Origin of the sequence: Mesorhizobium neociceri (assembly GCF_013520985.1) — a bacterium.
Classification (GTDB): domain Bacteria; phylum Pseudomonadota; class Alphaproteobacteria; order Rhizobiales; family Rhizobiaceae; genus Mesorhizobium; species Mesorhizobium neociceri.
In genome coordinates this window covers 672,091-689,066 of sequence record NZ_JACDTY010000002.1, presented here as the reverse complement: position 1 = coordinate 689,066, position 16,976 = coordinate 672,091, and the positions used below count along the sequence as shown (strand labels likewise).

General features: G+C 62.9%; 15 protein-coding genes and 1 riboswitch. Of the genes, 6 read left to right on the top strand and 9 right to left on the bottom strand.

Going from position 1 to position 16,976, the window contains the following annotated elements:
* Positions 1-50: 50 nt before the first annotated feature.
* The 3 genes from H0241_RS07335 (at position 51) to H0241_RS07325 (ending at position 3,065) form a co-directional block, all read left to right on the top strand.
* Complete coding sequence (locus H0241_RS07335; protein ID WP_181056722.1) at positions 51-1,583, top strand: DegQ family serine endoprotease; 1,533 nt, start codon at positions 51-53, stop codon at positions 1,581-1,583.
* Positions 1,584-1,716: 133 nt separating this feature from the next.
* On the top strand, positions 1,717-2,328 hold the full coding sequence (locus H0241_RS07330) for a molybdopterin-dependent oxidoreductase (protein ID WP_181056721.1): 612 nt from the start codon (positions 1,717-1,719) through the stop codon (positions 2,326-2,328).
* Positions 2,325-3,065 carry an FAD-binding oxidoreductase gene (locus tag H0241_RS07325; RefSeq protein WP_181056720.1) on the top strand — a complete coding sequence of 247 codons (741 nt, stop codon included), beginning with the start codon at positions 2,325-2,327 and terminating at the stop codon, positions 3,063-3,065. Before H0241_RS07330 ends, H0241_RS07325 begins: the two co-directional genes overlap by 4 nt.
* 90 nt (positions 3,066-3,155) lie before the next feature.
* On the opposite strand, the gene H0241_RS07320 is transcribed toward H0241_RS07325, so the two are convergent.
* From H0241_RS07320 to H0241_RS07305, 4 genes are all read right to left on the bottom strand, one after another.
* Positions 3,156-4,625: a nucleotidyltransferase family protein gene (locus tag H0241_RS07320; protein WP_181056719.1), complete on the bottom strand. Its 1,470-nt coding sequence runs from the start codon at positions 4,623-4,625 to the stop codon at positions 3,156-3,158.
* Entirely contained in the window at positions 4,625-4,777 is a 153-nt protein-coding gene (locus H0241_RS07315) for a hypothetical protein (RefSeq protein WP_181056718.1), read from the bottom strand. The genes H0241_RS07320 and H0241_RS07315 overlap by 1 nt, the downstream gene beginning before the upstream one ends.
* Before the next feature lie 166 nt (positions 4,778-4,943).
* The gene (locus H0241_RS07310; RefSeq protein WP_181056717.1) at positions 4,944-6,044 is read right to left on the bottom strand and encodes a hybrid-cluster NAD(P)-dependent oxidoreductase; all 1,101 of its coding nucleotides are present in this window, start codon (positions 6,042-6,044) and stop codon (positions 4,944-4,946) included.
* A gap of 37 nt (positions 6,045-6,081) precedes the next feature.
* Complete coding sequence (locus H0241_RS07305; protein WP_181056716.1) at positions 6,082-7,329, bottom strand: aromatic ring-hydroxylating oxygenase subunit alpha; 1,248 nt, start codon at positions 7,327-7,329, stop codon at positions 6,082-6,084.
* A gap of 117 nt (positions 7,330-7,446) precedes the next feature.
* Positions 7,447-7,648, bottom strand: a riboswitch (cobalamin riboswitch).
* Between the two features lie 500 nt (positions 7,649-8,148).
* Between H0241_RS07305 and H0241_RS07300 the strand changes: the two genes are divergently transcribed.
* Together H0241_RS07300 and H0241_RS07295 are read left to right on the top strand one after the other, a co-directional pair.
* A complete protein-coding gene (locus tag H0241_RS07300) occupies positions 8,149-8,358 on the top strand; it encodes a DUF680 domain-containing protein (protein ID WP_181056715.1) in 210 nt (69 codons plus the stop codon).
* Between the two features lie 121 nt (positions 8,359-8,479).
* A complete protein-coding gene (locus H0241_RS07295; protein WP_181056714.1) occupies positions 8,480-8,719 on the top strand; it encodes a DUF680 domain-containing protein in 240 nt (79 codons plus the stop codon).
* 75 nt (positions 8,720-8,794) lie between these two features.
* On the opposite strand, the gene H0241_RS07290 is transcribed toward H0241_RS07295, so the two are convergent.
* The 5 genes from H0241_RS07290 to H0241_RS07270 form a co-directional block, all read right to left on the bottom strand.
* Positions 8,795-9,907, bottom strand: coding sequence for an ABC transporter ATP-binding protein (locus H0241_RS07290; protein ID WP_181056713.1), 1,113 nt, complete (start codon positions 9,905-9,907; stop codon positions 8,795-8,797).
* A 58-nt stretch (positions 9,908-9,965) separates the two neighbouring features.
* Positions 9,966-11,630, bottom strand: a complete 1,665-nt coding sequence (bglA, locus tag H0241_RS07285; protein WP_181056712.1) for a beta-galactosidase BglA — start codon at positions 11,628-11,630, stop codon at positions 9,966-9,968.
* A 5-nt stretch (positions 11,631-11,635) separates the two neighbouring features.
* A complete protein-coding gene (locus H0241_RS07280) occupies positions 11,636-12,790 on the bottom strand; it encodes a carbohydrate ABC transporter permease (protein WP_181056711.1) in 1,155 nt (384 codons plus the stop codon).
* 1 nt (position 12,791) lies between these two features.
* On the bottom strand, positions 12,792-13,805 hold the full coding sequence (locus H0241_RS07275; protein WP_181056710.1) for a carbohydrate ABC transporter permease: 1,014 nt from the start codon (positions 13,803-13,805) through the stop codon (positions 12,792-12,794).
* 220 nt (positions 13,806-14,025) lie between these two features.
* Entirely contained in the window at positions 14,026-15,381 is a 1,356-nt protein-coding gene (locus tag H0241_RS07270; RefSeq protein ID WP_181056709.1) for an ABC transporter substrate-binding protein, read from the bottom strand.
* 363 nt (positions 15,382-15,744) lie between these two features.
* On the opposite strand from H0241_RS07270, the gene H0241_RS07265 reads away from it, so the two are divergent.
* The gene (locus H0241_RS07265; RefSeq protein ID WP_181056708.1) at positions 15,745-16,767 is read left to right on the top strand and encodes a substrate-binding domain-containing protein; all 1,023 of its coding nucleotides are present in this window, start codon (positions 15,745-15,747) and stop codon (positions 16,765-16,767) included.
* Positions 16,768-16,976: the final 209 nt, after the last annotated feature.

Sequence of the window (16,976 nt, the reverse complement as noted above, 5' to 3'; positions counted from 1 at the left end):
CCCCGCGAACGGCCACGGCGCCGGATCACCTCTCGCCCGGACAAACGACCATGTCAGACATCCTTCGCAGACATCGCGTCGCGGCCTTGCTGGGCGCTGCGCTGATCATATCCCCCTTCGTCGTGTCTTTCGCCGAAAGTGCCAGCAACGCCGTTGCGACGACCCAGACCCCTGTTGCCGGCATAACGGCGCCCAACGGCTCGTTCGCTCCGATCGTGGCGACCGACAAGCCGGCGGTAGTGACGGTCACCACGGTGATGAAGGCACAGCCGCAAACCATGGGCGAGGAGTCTCCCTTCGACGGCGGCGGCTCGCCTTTCGACGAACAATTCCGCCAGTTTTTTGGTGATCAGGGCATACCCATGCCGAAAACGCCGCCGCAGCAACAGGCACAGCGCACTGAGGCCCTCGGCTCCGGCTTCATCGTCGGCGCCGACGGCACCATCGTGACCAACAACCATGTCGTCGACGGCGCCACGTCGATCAAGGTAACGCTCGACGACGGCACCGAGCTTCCCGCCACGTTGGTCGGCCGAGACGCCAAGAACGACCTCGCGGTGCTCAAGGTCAAGTCCGGCAAGCCTTTGCCGACCGTCAAATGGGGCGATTCCGATAAACTCATGCCGGGCGACCAGATACTCGCCTTCGGCAACCCGTTCGGCATCGGCACCACGGTCACAGCAGGCATCGTTTCGGCACGCGGCCGCGACCTCGACAGCGGGCCTTTCGATGATTTCATCCAGATCGACGCGCCGATCAACCACGGCAATTCCGGCGGCCCGCTGGTCGATGTCAGCGGCAATGTCGTCGGCATCAACACGGCGATCTTTTCACCGAACGGCGGCAGCGTCGGCGTCGGCTTCGCCATTCCGTCGGACCAGGCGCAGAAGGTCGTTGCCAAGCTGATGAAGGGCGGCAACATCGAGTATGGCTATCTCGGCGTCCAGATCCAGCCGGTGACACCGGATGTGGCCGGCGCCGTCGGCCTCGACCATCCCGGCGGCGCGCTGGTTTCCGAGGTCACTGAGGGATCGCCGGCAGCAAAGGCCGGCATCAAGACCGGCGATGTCATCACCAGCTTCGCCGGAGAGCCGATCAAGGATCCCAAGGACCTGTCGCGCGCCGTCGCCGATGTCGCGCCCGGCGCCAAGGAAACGCTCGATGTCTGGCGCGGCGGCAAGACGGTGCAGATCTCCGCCGATGTCGGCCGCAACAGTGACGATGTGAAGACCGCCTCGACCGAGGGCGACAATCAAAAGCCCTCGGCCGGCCAGGCGCTGCGCGTGCCCTCGCTCGGCCTCGGCCTGACCGACCTCACGCCCGATATCCGCGAGGAGTTGAACCTCGCCGCCAACCAGCGTGGCGCCGTGGTCGAGCGCGTCAATCCGGACAAGGCGGGCTCCAATGCCGGCCTGCAGCCAGGCGACGTCATCGTCGCCGTCGACCAGTTGCCGGTGCGCAACGCACGGCAAGCCAACCAGGCGATCGCCGAGGCCGGCAAGTCAGGTCGCAAATCTGTGCTGCTTCTGGTCGACCGCGGCGACGCGCAGATCTTCGTCGCCGTACCTTTCGCCGCCGGCTGAGGCACATGATGCGGCAGGCTCGCCGGGACCGCCGGCAAGCCTGCCGCATCGCTCCGCCAAAATTCCTGTTGCCCGCCGAGATATCTTCGAGAACACTGCGGCAGCTCGGCTCGCAGCAAACGGACAAGTCCCGATGGCCACTCGCGGTTTTTTCTCTAGTCGAAAGCCTCCAACCGAGACCGATGCGCGCATCCCGCCCGGGCAGTATCTGGAACAGGGTTTTCCGGTGCTGTCGGCGGGGCCGACGCCGCGCGTGCGTACCAAGGACTGGTCATTCACTCTCAAGCACGGGCCGCGCCCGATCAAGAAATGGAACTGGGCCGAGTTCAACGCGCTGCCTCTGACCAAGATGACGCGCGACATCCATTGCGTCACCGCCTGGACCAAGTTCGACACGGCATGGCAAGGCGTGCTGGTCGACGACATTCTCGCCGATGCCGGTATCGAAGCGCCGACCGGCTTCCTGCTGGCACACGGGTATGATGGCTACACCACCAACGTACCGGCCAAGGATCTCACCACCGGCAAGGCGATGGTGGCGTTGCTTCATGATGGCAAACCGATCACGCCGGACCATGGCGGCCCGGCGCGGCTTCTGGTGCCGCATCTCTATTTCTGGAAGTCTGCCAAATGGCTGAACGGGCTGCAATTCACCGAACGTGACGAGCCGGGCTTCTGGGAATTGCGCGGCTATCACATCTATGGCGATCCGTGGCGCGAGCAGCGCTACACCAGCGATCCATGAGCGAAGCGCCGCAATCTCCCTGGCAGACGGCGAAAATCACCCGGATCGAAAAGCGCACGCCACGCGTCACTAGTTTCTTCTTCGCGCTGTCGCGGCCTTTTGCCTATCGCGCCGGACAGCATGTCGATGTCAGGCTGACGGCGCCTGACGGCTATCAGGCGCGCCGCTCCTATTCCATCGCCTCGGCGCCGGAGAGCGGCGCCACGATCGAGTTGGCGATCGAAAAACTCGACGATGGCGAGGTCTCGCCCTTCTTCCACGAGGTGGCGGCGGTCGGCGATGAAATCGAACTGCGCGGACCGCTTGGCGGGCATTTCGTCTGGTCCGACAGCGATGGCGGGCCACTGCTTCTGGTCGGCGGCGGTTCCGGCGTGGTGCCGCTGATGGCGATGGTGCGTCACCGGACCTTTCGCAAATCGGCGGTGCCGGTCGCTCTGATGTTTTCGGTGCGGGTCTGGGATGAGGTGATCTTCCGTGACGAGCTGATCGGTCTCGACGACCGTCGCGACGGTTTCGACCTGGTGCTGACGCTGACGCGCGAGGCGACACGGCGTCCGTCCGACTATTCGAGGCGCATCGACACGGCAATGGTGATGCAGGCGCTGGCGCGGCTGCCGCAACCGCCGACGCTCGCCTACGTCTGCGGCTCGAACGCCTTCGTCTCGGCGGCCGCCCAGGCGCTGATCGACGCCGGCATATCAGCGGAAATCATCCGCACCGAGCGCTACGGCGTCTGAGCAGATATGTCTTTGTTTTTACGCAATTCCCAAGGGAAAGCGCTCCGCGCTTTTCCCGGGAAAACCGCCCACACTTCTCCTGGAATTGCTCTAGCGGGTTGGTGAAAAACGTGCCGACAGCAATTGGAACGGCAATGCGCCATATGCGGCGATTTCGGCCTCATTGTCCCAGCTGCGGAACTGGCGCGACGGCCTGGCTTCGAGCATCAGCGCCCGGCCGGCCTCCCCATGGCTCACCCGGCCGCGAAAATGCAGCACCTTTTCCCCACCGGCACGGCTGATCACCAACGAGCGCAGGCGGGCGACATGCAGGCCGCCGGCATTGATCTCCATTTCGATGCGGCGGCGCACCGGCGGAACGACGATCCTGACGGTGACGTCCAGCATCATCTCGCCAGCCATGTTCGGAGACGGCAGAGCCTGCGAAAGCGCAAAGGCCGCCGGCGCCGGCTTTGCCCTGCGCAAGACCGGCTTGCCGCGCCAGACGGTAGCTGCCGGCTGCTGCAGGCGGCCTTTCTTGCGTTTCAGGCGCAGTTGCTTGGCAAAGCCGCGCGACAGCCAGACGAGGCCACCGAAATCGGTGCGTGGCTTGGCTTGCAAGACCGAGGACCAGCGCGACAGGCCGGCGCGATCGGCGCTCGCTACCGTTCGTGCGAGTTCGCCCGGTGGCACCGCAATGCCGATCTCCAGACTGAGATAGGACAGCGCCACCGCCGCAGCGACAGCCAGGTGGCGCCTGGCGACAATGTCGGCGAACACCTCCCAGTCGACCTCGCCACCCTGGATGGCGACCGTGCAGTCGACCAGCCAGTCGCTGTGGGTATGGGCATCGAGGCCGCCATGCGCGATGGCGAGCGTCATGCGGTCGGCAGGTGATGGAACGAGCAGGCGGACGCCGTTGAACTCGGCAAACCGCGCCCGCTGCCAGATCGCCAGATCATCTTCCGCGCTTTGCTGCGATCCGTCATAGGCCTGCTGGTGCAGGTCGATATCGCCGAAATTACCCTTGAAGAAATTCATCGATCGCAAGGACGCCAGCCTGGTGCGCAGGAACTGCGGGCTGACGCCGGTTGCGATCTGCCAGTCGCGCTGCGTCAGCACGTCGAAGGCGGCGAGCATGTCTTGCGGGCGCACCAATATGTCGATGTCGTGCGCCACCCTGCCGCGCTGCGCCGATGCGTTCACCGCGATGCGGCTGGCGCCCTTGATCAGCATGACCGCGCAGCCGGCACCGACCATGGCCTGAAGGGCAGGCTCGGCCTCACGCATCGCCAGCCGCGATTTGGTCCACAGCATCTTTTGCAGGCCGACAAGGCGTGGATGCGCCGGGTGGCCGGCGAGCTTGCGGCCGGACCTGTCCGAGATCGCCGCCAACAGCCGATGTTCGCGGAAGGAGACAGCGTCGATCTCGTTTTCATCGAGCCAACGCGCAGCGTGGCGGGCGGCCGCTTCGTCATCGGGCAGCAACGCGGCCTTTAGCAGCTGGTCGAGGCCGCCTGTGGGCCATGACCAGCCATAGTCCGGAAACCGGCGGCCGATGCGGCGAAGAGCCTTGGCCATCACTCGGTCTTCTTCCCTGCCCGCCTTTGCATGGCCAGCCTTACGACGTCGAGAGAGCGGCGCGGGGCCAGGACCTCGTCGAGCATGGTCGGCACAAAGCCCGCCTCGCGCGCCCGGGCGACAGCGACGATCGCGTAGACCCGCTGCTGCATCGCTCTATCCCCGTCTCGGACGCCCCTGAAGGGATCGCCCCCGGTTCACGGTCTGGCAGGCCCTTCCAAAGGTGCGTCTAGATCAGTTGGCCCTTGCTTGGCAAGACAAAGACCCGCGAGCGCCATGCCTGCGCCTCGTGACCAGTTGCGGCGATGTCGGCGCCGCTCAGGCCTCGATCTCGAGCGCGGATAGCGGTTTCGAGCAGCAGGCAAGAATGAAGCCGTCATCGATCTCGTGGTCGAGGATACCGCCATTGTGGCTCATCTCGACAGCGCCGGAGACCTTCTTCACCTTGCAGGTGCCGCACAGGCCGAACTCGCAGGCGGCGGGTATCCGAACGCCCGAGCTGCGCGCCGTCTGCAGCACGGTCTGGCCGGCGACGCAGTCGGCGTCGACCTCCGAAAGCGAGAAGCGGATCGGCGTCATGGCCTCGACAGGGACAGCCGTACCGTCTTCAGCGGGTGACGCAAACGGCGCTGGGATTTCCTCCACTGCAGGCGCGGCAAAGCTCTCCTGATGGTATTTCGTCATGTCGAAGCCGGCGGCATCCAGCATGCCGCGCACGGCGCGCATGAACGGATCGGGGCCGCAGCAGAAGATCTCGCGTTCGCGGAAGTCCGGCGCCAGCAGCGGCAGCCGGATCGCGTCGATACGGCCCATATGGCCGTACCAGCCCTCGCGGCTCGACCGCTCCTCGATCATGAAGCCGAGCGACAGGCCCGGCATATGGCCGCCGAGCAGTTCGAGCTCCTTGCGGAAGATGATCTCTTCCGCACGCCGCGCACAATTGACGAAGCCGACATCTGTCCATGGCGCGCAGTCGTTCAGCCAGCGCAGCATCGACATCATCGGCGTCACGCCGGAGCCGGCCGAAATAAACAGATATTTGGCCGCCGGATGGCTGTGCAGCGAAAAATCGCCGGCGGGCCCATAAGCCTTGACGTGCGAACCGGGCACCAGATGGTCGAACATCCAGCGCGTGCCGATGCTTCCGGCCTGCGCCTTCACCGTCACCGCGATCGAAAACGGCCGCGACGGCGACGACGACAGCGTGTAGGTGCGCATCAGCGGCCCTTCAGGTGTCGGCAGCTCCAGCGTCAAGAATTGGCCCGGCTTGTAGCGGAACCAGGTCTGGTTGTCGGAGCGAAAGGTGAAAGTCTTGACGTCAGGCGCCTCGTCGGCGACGCCGATTACTTCCAGCACCTGCAGCCTGTCGTTCCACGGCGCCATCTGGTCGAGATGGCGATAGAGGCCAAGATCCGTCATCGCATTCATCCTCTGGTCCTTCTTCGCCTGCTTGAGCTCACGCCACGCTGCGCAGCGCCGGCCGGCCGCCTTCGGCGAGGCGCGGACCGATGAAGGCTGCGTACCATTCGACGAACTGGATCACGCCGCCCTCATGCAGTTCCGAATAAGGGCCTGGCTCATAGGCCGGCGACAGGATGCCGAAGGCATTTTCCTCGACGATGCGGCGGTCCTGGTCGTTGGTCTCGGTCCAGACATGCGTGAGCTCTTCAAGGTTGTAATCGACGCCCTCGACCGCATCCTTGTGCACCAGCCACTTGGTCGTCACCGCGGTTTCGGTGGCGCTGATCGGCAACACGCGGAAGGTCACCGCATGATCGATCAGGATGTGGTTCCAGGTCGTCGGGTAGTGGTAGTGCATCAAGGTGCCGATGCGGTCGGCGGCAACGGTGTCGGACAGGTTTTTCGTCACCGCGCGCTTTCCCGTCATCGTATAGCTGACGGCATCGCGCAGCAGCGGCGCGCGGGTGGCGCGGTACTGCCCGGCCGGGTCGATGCGGAATTTGCTCGGCAGGCCCGCCGCCTCGCATTTCGCCCAGTGCGCCAGCATCTCGGGATCGCTGTCGGCGCCCTGCACTCCGGTCACCGTCGGCGCTTCCGGGAATGTCTTGCAGAGCTCGGGATGGTTGCCTGCGCAGTGATAGCACTCGCGGTTGTTTTCCCAGACCAGCTTCCAGTTGCCCTTCTCGACGATGGTCGATTCGAAAGCGACCTTGGCTTCATTCAGCTGATGCGGCTTGAGGTAGGGCTCGATCATGGCGCGCATCGGCGCGAAGTCGGCGGGTTCTTTCGCCAGGCAGATGAAGATGTAACCGCCGACGCTTTCGCAGGCGACCGGTTTAAGGCCGAACTGGCTCTTGTCGAAACCCTCGGCCATCTGGCGGGCGAACAAGAGCCGGCCATCCAACTCGTAGGTCCACTGATGATAGGGGCAGACGAGCTTTGCCGCCGTGCCTTTCTCGGTGTTGCAGACGCGGCTGCCGCGATGGCGGCAGGAATTGTGAAAGGCGTTGATGTTGCCCTTCTGGTCGCGGACCAGCACCACCGGATAGTCGCCGATCTGCACGGTGATGTAGCTGCCAGGCTTCGGCAGCTCGCAATCATGGCCGATGAACAGCCAGTCGCGATACCAGATCAGCTCCATGTCGAGCTTGAAATAGTCCGGGTCGGTGTAGAAGGGCTGTTCCAGCGAAAAGCCTTGCTTGCGGCCGTTCAAGAGCCTCAGCATATCGTTGCGCGCATCCATAGTTCTGTCCTCGTGGTTTAAGCACTGAACTTGGTGGTGATGGAGGAAGGATCGGCCGCAGGCCGGCAAGCCGCCGGACATGCGCTACCCACCTCTTGACCGCCCACCGCGATCAGTCGAGTTCAAGCATCTCGGGCTGGTTTCCGGGCTCTGGAGTTGTCCTTGCGGACCATCGCGACACCTTCCCAGGCTGTTGCCCAGTGGTCTCCCGTTGCGACTTGAACTCCACCACCGTTGCGGGGGCAGCGCCGGATTCTGACCGGCTTCCCAATTCTCCGCTGCGTCGTCACGAAGCGGCACCTGAGATGCGATCATCTAACCACGGCAGCGATCGTGACATCGGCATGAAAGCGACATCGTATCCATGCGGCGCGACACGCGCGGCATGCGCTTTAGCCGACGACTGAACGGCTGAGATCCTGTCTTGGGGAGCGATCCTCGCCGTTTCGAATCGCTTCGAATCCAGCCTCCTGCGCCGGCAAATAGGTTAACGGTATCGAAAAGTTACTATTAGCGATCTCTAAAATCGAACCGAACGGTTCGTTTCTGTTGACAATGCGTGCAGGACGGTGTGAACGACGGTCCGAAAGCCGACACCAGAGCGAACCACCCGGTTCGACGTAACTGCTTGAAAACAATATAATAAAGCACCATAAAGGAATTCTATGGCACAATTTCAAGGTGCAGAGTCATGGTCCACACGGAACAACTTCGTGATTGGAAACCAGCCTATGGCTTTCCCACATCGAGGCTGTCCGAACGACGCGAAATCCTCCCAGGACACGCCGCTAGACGGGCAGACAAACTGGAGTACTAAAAATGAAAAAGATCATCCTCACTGCCGCCGCCGTTTTGGCCATCACCGGCAGCGCCTTCGCTGGTAGCGACAATTACAGTTCCAATGGTGCGAACCAGCCTGCGGTTACGTCGACCGACAGCGGCCATACTGCCGCGATCGTGAAGTCGGATTCGTCGGCTGGTCAGGCGCCGGCCCCGGGTTCCGACCGTAACCTCTTCGGCAATCGCTAACAGGCGATTTAGGGTCTGATCCCCGAGTTTTTCGGAAAACGATCCAGGCCGATATTGAACAAAACGCAGAGCGGCGGATCACCAGCCGCTTTGCCGCATGATGAAACTCAGGAGACTTGAAATGAAGAAGATTGCTCTTGCTGCCGCTGCGCTTTTGATTGCCGCCGGCAGTGCTTATGCCCGCAACGACAATGTCGGCTCAAGCGCCGTCGACAACCAGGCGACTGTCAACGTCGACAACACCCGGACGTCGTCGGTACCGAACACCGGTTCGCCGGTCTACAAGCTGTTGAACTCGTCGGGCGACGTGCAGAAGTCCGCCCCGCAAGGCAGCAACCGGGACTTGTTCGGCAACCGCTAACAGCCGACGTTTCCAAAAAAGAGCGGCGGGCCAGGCCCGCCGCTCTTTTTTCATGCCGATACGACGAGCCGACTCTCAGGCCGCCTTCACTTCCAGGGGTTTGAGCGAGAAGGAGTGTCCGTCGGCGTCGAAGATGTGAAGGTCGCCGGCATCCGCGGTCAGCCGCAGCTTTGCCCCGCGCTTGACCTCGACATTGCCGGGCAGCTTGGTCACCAGAGGCAGGTCGGCGCGGCCGATATCGACATAGACAAGCTGGACCTCGCCGAGCTGCTCGACATAGTCCACCACCCCCTCGAACAGATATTCCGCGCCGGTGGCGACCGACAGATCCTCCGGCCGAACGCCGAAGCTGACCGCCGCACCCTTGGCGGACGCCGGCGTCGCGATCGGCACCGTCGCCTTGCGGCCGCCGACATGGCTGACGATGGTCGGATCGCCGGTCTTGTCGATCGTCGCCGGCAGGATGTTCATGGCCGGCGAGCCGATGAACTGGGCAACGAACAGATTGCCGGGCTTCTTGTAGAGGTCCATCGGCGTGCCGACCTGCTCGATATGGCCGTCCTTCAGCACGACGATGCGGTCGGCCAACGTCATCGCTTCGACCTGGTCGTGGGTGACGTAGATCATCGTCGTGTTGGGCATCGATTCCTTCAGCTTGGCGATCTCGATGCGGGTGGCGACGCGCAGCGCGGCGTCGAGGTTCGACAGCGGCTCGTCGAACAGGAACACTTTCGGGTTGCGCACGATGGCGCGGCCGATGGCGACGCGCTGGCGCTGGCCGCCCGACATCGCCTTGGGCAGACGGTCGAGATATTTGGTCAGCTGCAGGATCTCCGCTGCCTGCCGTACCCTTTTGTCGATCTCGGCCTTGCTTTCCTTGCCGATCTTCATCGAGAACGCCATGTTGTCGTAGACGGTCATGTGCGGATAGAGCGCGTAGGACTGGAACACCATGGCGATGCCGCGCTTCGAAGGCGGTACATCGTTGACCACCTCGCCGGCGATCTTCAGTTCGCCAAACGTGATTTCCTCAAGCCCGGCGATGGACCTCAGCAAGGTTGACTTGCCGCAGCCCGACGGACCGACAAAGACGATGAACTCGCCCGACGTTATGTCGAGGTCGATGCCGTGGAGAATGTGTAGATTGCCGTATGATTTCTTCACTTGTCTCAGCGTGACATCGGCCATGATTTCCTCCCAGTGATTTCCCTAGAGATTTCCTCAAGAAATTCAGTTTCGTCAAAACTCAGTCGGTACGCCCGAACCAGGCGCCGTAGCCGCCGAGGCGGATGGAGCCAGTGCCGGATTGTCCCGAAAAACCGTGCCCGGCCAAGGGCTGCAGCGCCTGGCCGCCGAGATTGACCTCGGCCGGCCTGCTGGCCAGATTGAAGACGCAGACGATCTGCTCATTGCCCTCACGGCGGGTGAAGGCGACGGTGTCGCCCTCGCTTTCGATGAACTCGATGTCGCCTTTGGCCAGCGCCGGATGCTGGCGGCGGAAGCCGAGAAAGCGCCGATAGTGCTCGAGCAGCGAGGCGGCGTCGCCCTGCTGAACATTGACCGCTTGCGACAAATGCTTGCCGGGCACCGGCAGCCAGGGCTTGGCCGTCGAAAAGCCGGCATTGCTGGCGGTGGCATCCCACACCATCGGCGTGCGGCAGCCGTCGCGGCCCTTGAATTCGGGCCAGAAGCGGATGCCGTACGGGTCCTGCAGATCCTCGAACTTAAGCTCGGCTTCGCCCAACCCAAGTTCCTCGCCCTGATAGAGGCAGACCGAGCCGCGCAGCGACATCAGCAGCGCCGAGATCACCTTGAGATAGGCGGCCGGATCGGTCTCATCGGCGGCCCAGCGCGAAGCCGGGCGCATCACGTCGTGGTTGGAGAAGGCCCAGCATGACCAGCCGTCGCTGGCGACCTTGCCGAAGGCTTCCAGCACCTGGCGCACCTTGGCGGCGCTGATCTTTTCCGGCGCCAGGAAATCGAAGGAATAGCACATGTGGACGCGCTTGCCGCCGGCCGTGTAGGCGGCGACCACTTCCAGCCCGCGCTGCGAATCGCCGACTTCGCCGACGGCGGCGGTCGCCGGATATTCGTCGAGCAGCGCCCGGAACCGTTCGAGGAAGGCAAGGTTCTCCGGGCGGCTCTTGTCGTAGATATGGTCCTGGTAGTTGTAGGGGTTGACGGCTGGTGCGGTCTGGTCGTTGCGCTCTTCCGGCGGCAGCGGCGGATTGTTCTCCAGGCCCTGGCTGTGGAAGTAGAAATTGATGGTGTCGAGGCGGAAGCCGTCGACGCCGCGCTCCAGCCAGAAGCGGGTGACGTCGAGCAGCGCGTCCTGGACTTCCAGATTGTGGAAGTTGAGGTCCGGCTGTTCGGACAGGAAATTGTGCAGATAATATTGCTGGCGGCTGGCGTCCCACTGCCAGGCCGAGCCGCCGAAAATAGACAGCCAGTTGTTGGGCGGCGTGCCGTCGGGCCGGGCGTCGGCCCAGACATACCAGTCGGCCTTCGGATTGCTGCGGTTGGCACGGCTCTCCTTGAACCATGGATGGATGTCGGCGGTGTGCGACAGCACCTCGTCGATCATCACCTTGAGGCCGAGGTGATGGGCCTCCGCCACCAGCGCATCGAAATCGGCAAGCGTGCCGAACATCGGGTCGACGTCGCAATAGTCCGAGACATCGTAGCCGAAATCCTTCATCGGCGACTTGAAGAAGGGCGAAATCCAGATGGCATCGACACCAAGCGAAGCGATGTAGGGCAGCCTGCGGATGATGCCCTTGAGGTCGCCGATGCCATCGCCATTGGAGTCCTGGTAGGAGCGCGGATAGATCTGATAGATCACCGCGCCCCGCCACCAGTCGCGATCGACGGCGAGATCGGGTTTCGAGGTCGCCTTCAAAGCGGATTGCATAAGTCTCAACCTCCTTTGACCGAGCCGGCCAGCAGCCCGCGGACGAAATAGCGCTGCAGCGAGAAGAACACGATCAGCGGCACGATGATGGTCACGAAGGCCGATGTCGTCAGGATCTCCCAGTCGCCGCCGCGCGAACCGAGCAGCGCATTGAGCTTGGCGGTCAGCACGATCTGATCGCCCTCGGTACCGAGGAAAACCATCGCCACCAACAAATCGTTCCACACCCACAGGAACTGGAAGATGGCGAAGGAAGCCAGCACCGGGAACGACAGCGGCAGCACGATCTTGACGAAGATCTCGAAATCGCTGGCGCCGTCGATACGCGCCGATTCCATGATCTCTCGCGGCAGGCCGGCAATGTAGCTGCGCAGGAGGTAGATGGCGAAGGGCAAGCCGAAGCCGGTATGCGCCAGCCAGATGCCGAGATAGGTTTTCGACGGAACGCCGAAGAAAGTGCCGACGCCGTTGTAGAGTTTGAGCAACGGGATCAGCGACATCTGCAGCGGCACGACCAGCAGGCCGATAATGACGGCGATCAGCAGCGCGCGGCCGGGAAAGCGCATCCAGGCCAGTGCATAGGCGGCGAAAGCCGCGATCAGGATCGGGATGACGGTCGCCGGAATGGTAACGGTCAGCGAGTTCATGAACGAGCGGCCGATGCCTTCCGAAAACAGCACGGTGTTGTAATTGTCGGTGGTAAATTTCGGCGGCGCCGACGAGGCATAATAGACGCGCTGGCCACGGTCGCCCTCAAAGGCTTTCGGCGACGACATGACGAAAGTCCCGTCGGCATTGAGCTGCAAGGTGATGCCGTCGCCGAGATCGGCCGTCGTGCCGGCCGGATATTGCGTCGGTGCCGCCGACTTGACGCCGAAGGCGCTGATGTTGCGGGCGGCAGCGTCGCCGAAGATGTTGCCGGCAAGCACGAACTTGCCGTCCTTCTCGACCTGCGCCGAGGCCGGCGGCAACCGGCCGGCTTCGGTCTGGGTGGAGCTGGAGAACGAGTTCCACCATCCCGAGGCGATGATCTGGTCCTTGTCGCGTAGCGACGAGACCAGGATGCCGAGCGTCGGCACGGTCCAGATGGCGACGAAGACGAGCACGGCGATGTGGACGCCGAAACGGCTGGCAAAGGATTTTCCGGTCGCGACGGCCATCTCAATGTCCTCCCGTCTCTTTGTTCGCCTGGCGAATGTTCCAGACCATGATCGGGATGACCGCGATCATGATGATGATGGCGATGGTCGCGCCGCGGCCGAAATCACCGCCGCCGCGGAACATCCAGTCAAACATCAGATTGGCCAGCACCTGACTGTTCCATTGGCCATTGGTCATGGTCAGCACGATGTCGAACACTTTCAGCACCAGGATGGTGATCGTCGTCCACACCACGGCAATCGTGCCCCAGATCTGCGGCACCATGATCTTCCAGAAGATCTGGAACGGATTGGCGCCGTCGATGACGGCGGCTTCGAGTGTCTCTTCAGGGATACCGCGCAGCGCCGAAGACAGGATGACCATGGCAAAGCCGGTCTGGATCCAGATCAGGATGATCATCAGGAAAAAACTGTTCCAGAACGGCAGCGATATCCAGACCTGCGGCTGGCCGCCGAAATACTGGATGATGGCGTTGAGCAGGCCGATCTGCGTCTGGCCCTCGCCGCGATATTCGTAGATGAATTTCCAGATCACGCTGGCGCCGACGAAGGAGATCGCCAGCGGCAGGAAAATCAGGCTCTTGGCGATCGTGCCCCACCAGATCTTGTCGGTGAGCACGGCGATGATCAGCCCGAGGAAGGTGCACGCTGCCGGCACCACCGCCAGCCAGATGATGTTGTTGAGGATCGAGCTGCGGAACTCGCGATCGCCGAACGCCCATTCATAGTTGGCGAAGCCGACAAAGTGCTGGCCACCGCGATCGAGGAAGGACAGCCAGAGCGTCGCCACCACCGGGTAGATCAGATAGACGGTGAGGATGATCATCGCCGGGCCGACGAACAGCCACGGACGCACCAGCCCTTGCCGGCGCAAATTGTCGATGGCCGCCGTGCCGGAAACCCCGCGCGACGGGAATATCAGGTCGACCAGCTTGTTGGCGCCCCAGAAATAGGCGACGCAGCCGCCGACGCCGATGATGATGACAAAAATGGCCGATAGAATCTGAGCAGCCATGGGTCCCTCTCCCTGCGCATGATCGGCCGGGCCTTGAACAGCCCTGGCGATGTGGCAATGCGCCGATTTAAGTTATTCGGAACGAACGAACGCAAATCGGTCCGGCATACGGCGCCGGTCGGATCCGGGCCAACAAGGCCCGGATCCAGTCTGTGGAGGACGTCCTAAAAACTGCAGCCTGAGCGGCTGCTGACTCGCCGCTGATTGCTTGGCCCGCTGATTACTTGATCGCGTCCCAGCTCTTCTGAATGTCGGTGGCGACATCCTGGGCCGACTTGCCGCCGACCAGATCGATCATGCCGGTCCAGAAGGCGCCGGCGCCGATCTTGCCCGGCATCAGGTCCGAGCCGTCGAAGCGGAAGGTCGAGGCGTTGGCCAGGATATCGCCCTGCTTGCGCAGCGCGTCACTGGCATAGGCATCCTTGTTGACCGACTTGAACGGCGTCACGAAGCCGCCCTGAGCCATCCAGATCTCATGCGCCAGCGGCATCTTCAGGAATTCGATGAAGGCGCGAGCGCCCTTCGAATCCTTGGTGATCATGGCGAGCGTACCAGCGCCGAGCACGGGCGTGCCAAGCTCGGGCTTCGAGGCATAGGGCGGGTAGTAGAAGAAGTCGGCGTCCTGACCCACCTTGGTGCCTTCCGGGAAGAAGGTCGGGATGAACGACGCCTGATGGTGCAGGTAGCATTTCGGCGGCACCGAGAAGAGGCCCTTCGGGCTGTCGCGGAAGTCGGTCGCGGCAACCGCCTTGGCGCCGCCGTCGACCATCTTGTCGTCGGTGGCGATCTTGCCGAAGATGTCGATGGCGTTGACCACCGCCGGATCGTTGAACGGAATCTCGTTCTTCACCCACTTGTCGTAGACGTCGGGCGCCTGGGTGCGCAGCATGATGTCTTCGACCCAGTCGGTCGCCGGCCAGCCGGTGGCGCCGCCCGAGCCGAGGCCAATGCACCACGGCGTGCCGCCGTCGGCGATGATCTTCTTCTCGAGATCGGCAAGCTCTTCCTGGGTCTTGGGAACCTTGTAGCCGGCTTCCTCGAAATTGTCCGGCGAATACCAGACCAGCGATTTCACGTCAGCCTTGTAGGGGAAGGCGAAGAAGCCCGGCTTGCCGTCCTTGTCCTTGAAGGTGCCGAGATCGACCCATGACTGGCCGGCGCCGTAATTGTCCTTGACCCATTTGGCGGTGTCGTCGCCCAGTGGCGTCAGCAGGCCCTTGGAGGCCAGGTCCTGGATCAGGCCCGGCTGCGGCAGCACGGCGATGTTGGGCGGGCTGCCGGCCTGGGTGTCGATGACGATCTGCTGTTCGTAATTCTCCGACGAGGAGTATTTGATCTCGGCGCCGGTGGCTTCCTGGAAATATTCGAGAACCGTGCGGATGAGGCCCTCGTCCTCGCCGCGCCATGGCCCGAAGATTGTCAGCGTCTCGCCCTTGAGATCGACCTTTTTCAGCTCTTCGTAGTTGGCCCAGTTGAAGCGCGGGTCCTCGCCCGGCTTGAACTTCAGTTCGGCTTGCGCCGGCAGGGTCAAGGCCAGCGTGGTAAACGCTGCGCCAAGCAGAAGCATCTTCTTCATCGGTATTCCTCCCAGTGGTCACATACACCCGGACGGAACCTCCATTCCGTCCGCCGACGCCGCAGGACTGTGACTCACTCGGAAAGGAACCGCAACCTTTCGAAAGAGTCTTCCAAAGCGCTTTGGTCCTTTTGATCTCGCCATTGAATCCAACGGAAGTCAAGAGGGTAGTAGGCTAATCGATTTAATTTCGTGCTGCAACACTTGATAAAGTGCATTGCAGCATAGTTTTTTGGCGGTGCAGCAGCATATTATGCTTCAAACTGGCCAGACCAGTGCGTATGGTCGATGGCTCGGCGGCGCCCGTCGTGGCGGCCGCGTGGATTCAAAATTAGAAGCGCTTTGAGGCTTGGAGGCCTCCCAGTGAACCTGAAGCAGCTCTCCCATATGCTGGCTCTGTCGCAGACAACGGTAAGCCGTGCGCTCAACGGCTATCCGGAGGTCAACGAGGAAACCCGCCGGCGCGTGGTGGATGCCGCCAAGCGCCACGGCTACCGGCCCAACCCGAGCGCGCGCCGGCTGGCGACCGGCAAGACCGGCATGATCGGCTATGTCCTGCCGACCGGCGCGTCGGTCGACATCGATCCGCATTTCGTCGAATTCCTCTCCGGTCTGGGCGACTATGCCCGCTCGCACGAACTCGACCTCGTTCTGTCGCCGGCAGATGCCGACGACCAGGAGACCACCTATCGCCGCATCGTCGCCAACCGACAGGTCGACGCGGTCTACATATCCTCGCCGCGGCCGGCCGACCGGCGGGTGGCGCTGGTCAACACGCTGGGCATTCCCTTCATCGTCCATGGCCGCAGCGACGGCTTCGATTTCGACTACCCGTTCACCGACATCGACAATGAGGGCGCCTTCCACGAGGCGGCCCGGCTGCTGGTCCAGCTCGGCCACCGGCGCCTCGCGCTCATCAATGGCGACGACCGCGAGACCTTCGCCATCCATCGTGAGCGCGGCATGCGCCGCGCGCTTGCCGCCAGCGGCCTGACGCTCGGCGAGCGCCATGTCTGCTCGGTGACGATGACCGAGGAGAACGGCTATCGCGCCGCCCGGCGCCTGCTCGAACAGAGCGAACCGCCAACCGCAATCGCCTGCTCCAGCCTGATCATGTCGCTCGGCGTCGTACGCGCGGTGCGCGACCTCGGCCTGACCATTCCGGGCGACCTGTCGCTGATTGCTCATGACGACGTCTTCCCATGGCTGAAGCCGGAGAATTTTTCCGTGCCCTTGTCGACGACGCGTTCGTCGATCCGCCTTGCCGGTGCCCGCGTCGCCGAGCGGCTGGCGGCGCGCATTTCTGGCCTGGAAGAGGGCGCCCGCGGCGAGGTCTGGCCGGTCGACCTGGTGGTCAGGGGCTCGGTGGCGGGCGCGCCGGTTTAGACCAAGACCAACAGCAGGTAGCGACCAAAGTTCGACCCAGGCGGCCGTCTGTCGTCCACTACGCGAGTGGCAGCTTTGCGCCAGACATCGCGGATGACCATGGTGCATGGTCGCGGTCGCGCCAATTCTTGACGTTGCGCTCGGCGCAGCCAGATCGAAAATTAGCTTGAAGATATCATAGACAACATGTATACATCCTGTGTATGACA